Here is a 5,508-nt window from a genome sequence, read left to right as displayed (position 1 = left end):
AGTTTAGACCGGAATTACCTGTTCAGTTTAGACCGGAATACCCACTATCTAAGTGTTACACATACCTGTTGCAATCCAATATATAACTAAACTATAAATACTTTACTTTAAACAAAAAACTATAAAATTCTAAAGTCAGATGCTCTTAGATTATGTCCATGACTAAAAGCTCTGACAAAGTTCTTATAACTATTAAAATCACATCTATAAGCTATCTCAGAGATCAAGTAGTCACTAAACATTATAAGATGAAGCCCTTTTAATAATCTTTGTTGCATGTGATAGTTATAAAAGCTAACACCCATGAACTTTTTAAAATTGCGCTGAAATGTTCTTTTTTGCAGTTTATTCAAATTAACATATTCACTTAAAGTAATCTTTAAATAAGTGTCACTTTTTAATTGACAAAATCTCTTATAATGATTCTGATAGTAATTAACTCTATAAGCACTATGTAAAGAATTTAAACGTAGTTTTTTTGCTCGTTTAATTCTAAGGACAGACAAAAAGCACTGCTCTTTCAAGAAAACACCTATTAGTAAAACTTGGGTTTTACCTTTATTAATTACTAAATACTTTAGCCTCAAGTCCACTTATTATAAAACTAGAAAACTCTTTATTTAAATACTTGGCTATAAAATTAGAATCAATACCAAGAGTTTTTTTTGTTTTTAAACTAAATTCTCTACAAGTGCAAAGATTCTCTTGAGTTAATAATAAACAAGCTCTATTGTCTTTATCAAAGAAAAAATCCGGAGTTAATCCGAAATACTTTTTACGAGAACAAAACAGTAAAAACTTATTGAAAAATTCATTGAAAAGATCAAACTCCTTATTTTGATCAACAAGTAAAAAATGCTCTTTTAAAGCGTTTAAAAAAACTTCTAAATTCTTAGCTAAATCATATATAAAACCATTTTGCATGACTAAAAAAATCAATTGAAACAATAGAGTCTACGGGAGAACTTACATTGTTTGATTACACATCTACCTCTTCAATTAATTAAAAAACTGATAAACAACATATTACAAAATAACACTTTTGTTTTACAATCGCAAAATGTGCTAATTTTTAACATGCCAGATAATTTATTTTTTTTACATTATAATGCATAAACAAACTAGTTAGTAGCGAACTATTAAAACTCACATAATTATTTTAATCCTAACTATTATGAAAAATTTTGATTACAAATGGATTTGTCAAGAATTTTTAAGTAATGAACAACAATTAAGTACTGATCCTGAAACGGCCATTAAACAAGCCAAAGAAATGGCTTTATACTTTAAAAAAGGCCTTTCTATGGTAAAACAAATTGTAACAACTAAAGGTTTTACAAGTCAAGAAGAACAAATCATATTTTTTAAAAACATCAAGCCTAAGTTTTTAGCAAGACTTATTTTCTACAATAAAGTATATCGAATAGAGGCTAATGCTCCAATAATTGGTTCAAAAACAATAGAGAAATACTTTATAGCACAACAAAATAAATTGCAAAGAGATTTCTTTGAACACCTACATAAATCGGATTTTTACAATTATTACAAATCCGGACGCTCTGATAAAGATGTCAAGTATTTTACCCTAGGGAATATAAATATTTTACAAGGGGTAAATAGCTTTGTCTTTGAATTAGACGCAGAGTTCTCAACTTACTATGATTATATAATAGCTAAAATTATTTCTAATGAATTATTCTATAACTATATCAAAACAAGGCTAGAGAATATAACAAATTCAAAACAACCTACAATTAAACATGCAAACCAACCACATGTTTATTGGTCTGATACAAAAGCTGCGCTTGTGGAACTTATATATGCCTTATATCTTAATGGTTCAATTAATAAAGGTAATGTTGAACTGCAAAAAATAGCTTTTTTTTTCAATTGATTTTCAAGACTCCTCCTATAGATATTCACCATATTTTTCATCGAATAAAATCAAGAACTACATCAAAAACTATTTTTTTAGATAAGCTTACAAAGATTCTTAAAGACTATATTGAGAAAAACTAACATTAGTATGTAGAACTTTAATAAAAACAAACAAGGAGAAAAACCACACGCCTTCTCCTTGTTTTAATTAAATATTACCCTTTGCGCAAGAGCAACTCTTTTGACAATGCTTTTAAGTTTTCTGATTTGTTTATCACCTATAGCGATTATGCTAGAAGTACCCTTTAAATCTATTTACCTATTTAAATTCCAATATTTCTTAGCTAATCCACTAGCAGATAATTACATAAAGGTTATACGCCCCAAAATATTACATTCACACTGAGTTATTTTCCATTTTATAGATAAAAAAACGATTGTTTTTATTTTAAGTTAAATTTAAGTTAAAAAATATTTTAATGTTTTTAACTTAATTCCATTATTTATATGTAAAGTACCAACATATAATGCTTATTAATCAACTAAGTTCTATTTAGATATAATTTATAATACAATAAGTCTAAATCAATAAAAATCAAACAGATATATGATTATTTTTATACAAACTAAATATAATTAATCATGAGAAAAACTCTAAAACTAATTTTCCCCTTTAGTGTAATACTATTACTAATTGCATGTTCTAGTGATGATAACACAACTGAGGTAAAAATACCAGGGGAGCCAGAACCACCAAAAACCTCAGTAACCTTAAATTTTGAACAGCAGAGTATAAAGTACAAAGATTACGTTGAACTAATAATCAAAAATAGTGATAATGATACGAATGCTCAATATGAGTTTTCATTAAACAACAAGGACATAGCTGATGTTGAAAAGGTGGATGAAAAATACTATATCAATGCTTTACAAATTGGAGAAGCTACTTTAACAGTTACATACAAACAAGCCACAAGTCAGGCAAAAATTAAAGTCATCCAACGCGATGATAATATCGACTTTACCTTCATTAGTATTATTGATAAAAAACACGCTCTTCCTTATCTAAGACAATTAGCAACTAGGGACGAACAAAAAGCTGCTGAGCAGTATATTGATCAACAATTAAAAAAGTATAATTCACCTTATAGAAGAGTAGCTCTTGAGGTACCTGAACAAGAAGATTACTTAAACTATATCAGCGAAAAAGCAACTGAGGATAACATAGGTATAAATGAAACCTTATACGGGGCATCAGCTCAAGGTTATCTAGTGGGATATGAATCCCTACTTGATGCAAGAGAATTTATAGATAATTCTCTTATACCTTTAGGCTTTAAACCTTTAGATGAAAGTATGTATACAACACAGTTTTATGCCTATACATACTACTCTGGAGAGGATAAAATAATTGTTATTATCTCTCCTTACACTCACCCTGTAACCAATAAAGTATCTCTAAGGTATCTAACAGGTGTAGCATGGTAAAATGATAAGCTAATACTATTGTGCTAATTAGTACAATTAAATTAAAAGTAAAACCCCTGTCTTTTTTTTAAGACAGGGGTTTATTTTCTTGTTTTATTTGTTAATCACACCTAAAGAGACAATGTTATAAGCTATACCACAATTTTAAGCTATCTCTTAAAATAAAATACAATAATTAAAATCTTACATACCAAACCACAAAAAAAATCAGACAAAATCACTCTATTAATATAGGTAATACCAAAGAGATAAAACATTTTTTTGAATAAATACATCATTATTTTCATTAGATAGTAAACAAATCTTTCACTCAAAAAAAATTATAATTGCATCAAGAACTATTTTAAATAAGTTAAAGCATACTTAACAAGAATAGAAAAAAGATTTTTATATAAATCAATAAGGGGAGATTCTAGAATCTCCCCTTACCTTTGGCTAAGCATTACCTTTTAAAGTAATGCAGTGAAAAAAAAGTTTTGTTGTTTTTTTTCAAATTAATCACAGTAGCTCTGCTTATAATTCTTTTATAATAAATTCACTTCTTCTGTTCTCTTGATGTTGTGCTTTTGAACAAGGAACATGGTTCTTACACTTATTCACTAACTGTGATTCACCATATCCTTTACCAGATATTCTATCGCTTTGAATACCTTGTTTAACCATCCAGCTGATTGTAGATTTGGCACGTCTATCTGATAGTTTCAAATTGTAAGCATCGTTACCGCGACTATCGGTGTGCGAGCGAACATCTATTTTAAGTTGAGGGTACATTTGCAAGACTTCCACAACTTTCGCTAATTCAATTGCTGCATCAGGACGAATATTCGATTTGTCAAAGTCAAAGTAAATTGGCTCTAATTTCAACTTCTTAAACAAGTCATCGTCTTTTTCAATCTTCTCCACAATCGGATCAAGTCCGATATTTACCTCATTAAAAGCGTCAAATTCACGGCCAAGCACTGTTGATACTTCACTGGTTTGATACCCCTGTGCACTTGCCTTTAATCTAAACTTGAAATTACACGGTAGTGATTCAGTGATATAGCCACCATTGTCATCTACGTTATACTGACCTAGTTCTTTGTAGTTATTGTCAAACAGAACAACACTAGCTGTTGGAATAACAAAAGTTGTACTGTTATCAAATACCTTACCTGTGATTTGTTGTTTACAATCCACTACTTGAAAGAAGTAAATATCATCTCCACCCATACCAGCTTCTCTATTAGAAGAAATGAAACCTTTGCGGTTTTTATCATTGATAAAAAAGGCGAAGTCATCACCAGGACTATTAATAGGTGCTCCAACATTTACCAATTTAGAAAAACTGCCATCTACGTTAATCTTCGCTTTATAAATATCCAATCCTCCAAGACCAGGGCGGCCATCTGAAGAAAAGTATAAGAAATTGTCATCAGATACAAACGGGAATGTTTCTCTTCCTTCTGTATTTATTTGACTTCCTAAATTAACAGGCTCACCAAATGAACCGTCATCGTTGATTGCTACTTTAAAAAGGTCAGACTCTCCAAGGCCTCCCTTTCTATCTGAGACAAAATACAACAGCTTTTCATCAGGAGATAGCGCCGGATGAGCTGTATTGAAATCATCCGAGTTGAATGGTAGCTCCACTGCTTCAGACCACGTGCCATCACTTAACCTATTTGCTTTGTATAATTTCAGTAAGATACTATACTGCTGATTGTGAACTTTCTTGCCTTTTTTAAAGTTATTACGCGTAAAATACATGGTTTGCCCATCTTTAGTAAAAACAGCTGAAGCTTCGTTAACCTTTGTTTTGACAGATTTGTCGAATAATTCTGGTTCAGAAAACTCACCTTTTTCGTTTACTTCCGTGAAGTATAGACTGGTAAAAGCCTCATTGGTCCATTTGTGTCTTTTTCCCTCTCTTGTACTTTCAGTATCTCTTGCCGAGGTAAATACAAGCTTATTGTCCAAAAGTGCAGAGCCATAATCAGAATACTGGCTATTAATCGGTAAAGGCTTCACCTCATATCGCTTAATTGTCGCATTTATCTGGTCAAGGTAAGTATCCTTATCCGCTATAAATAGTTTTCCTCGACTATCACTTTGCTCAATACCAGCAAATTCAGCCAAGTACTTGTCGGCACTCTCATAGTC

At 30.5% G+C, this 5,508-nt stretch carries 4 protein-coding genes and 1 pseudogene; 2 read left to right on the top strand and 3 right to left on the bottom strand.

Annotated features, from left to right (window positions below; genetic code table 11):
• Positions 1-119: 119 nt before the first annotated feature.
• Both GJV76_RS16175 and GJV76_RS15125 read right to left on the bottom strand, forming a co-directional pair.
• Positions 120-593, bottom strand: a complete 474-nt coding sequence (locus GJV76_RS16175; RefSeq protein WP_394367078.1) for a helix-turn-helix domain-containing protein — start codon at positions 591-593, stop codon at positions 120-122.
• A complete protein-coding gene (locus GJV76_RS15125; RefSeq protein ID WP_155093422.1) occupies positions 562-924 on the bottom strand; it encodes a hypothetical protein in 363 nt (120 codons plus the stop codon). Before GJV76_RS15125 ends, GJV76_RS16175 begins: the two co-directional genes overlap by 32 nt.
• Before the next feature lie 250 nt (positions 925-1,174).
• Here GJV76_RS15125 and GJV76_RS15120 point away from each other — a divergent pair.
• Both GJV76_RS15120 and GJV76_RS15110 read left to right on the top strand, forming a co-directional pair.
• Positions 1,175-2,019: pseudogene (locus tag GJV76_RS15120) on the top strand (RteC domain-containing protein).
• A gap of 501 nt (positions 2,020-2,520) precedes the next feature.
• Complete coding sequence (locus tag GJV76_RS15110; protein WP_155093419.1) at positions 2,521-3,366, top strand: hypothetical protein; 846 nt, start codon at positions 2,521-2,523, stop codon at positions 3,364-3,366.
• A 513-nt stretch (positions 3,367-3,879) separates the two neighbouring features.
• Here the strand turns inward: GJV76_RS15110 and GJV76_RS15105 are convergent.
• The coding region (locus tag GJV76_RS15105) for an OmpA family protein (RefSeq protein ID WP_230381578.1) at positions 3,880-5,508 on the bottom strand (1,629 nt) is incomplete at its 5' end.

It is taken from the genome of Myroides albus, from assembly GCF_009711045.1.
In the GTDB taxonomy this organism is placed as follows: Bacteria; Bacteroidota; Bacteroidia; order Flavobacteriales; family Flavobacteriaceae; genus Flavobacterium; species Flavobacterium album_A.
The sequence above is the reverse complement of the archived record's forward strand: the minus strand, read 5'-3'. Positions and strand labels throughout refer to the sequence as shown.

Excerpts from the sequence above, each read along its gene's own strand:
- GJV76_RS15110 (WP_155093419.1), top strand. The coding sequence starts at position 2,521 with ATGAGAAAAACTCTAAAACTAATTTTCCCCTTTAGTGTAATACTATTA.
- GJV76_RS15125 (WP_155093422.1), bottom strand. The coding sequence starts at position 924 with ATGCAAAATGGTTTTATATATGATTTAGCTAAGAATTTAGAAGTTTTT.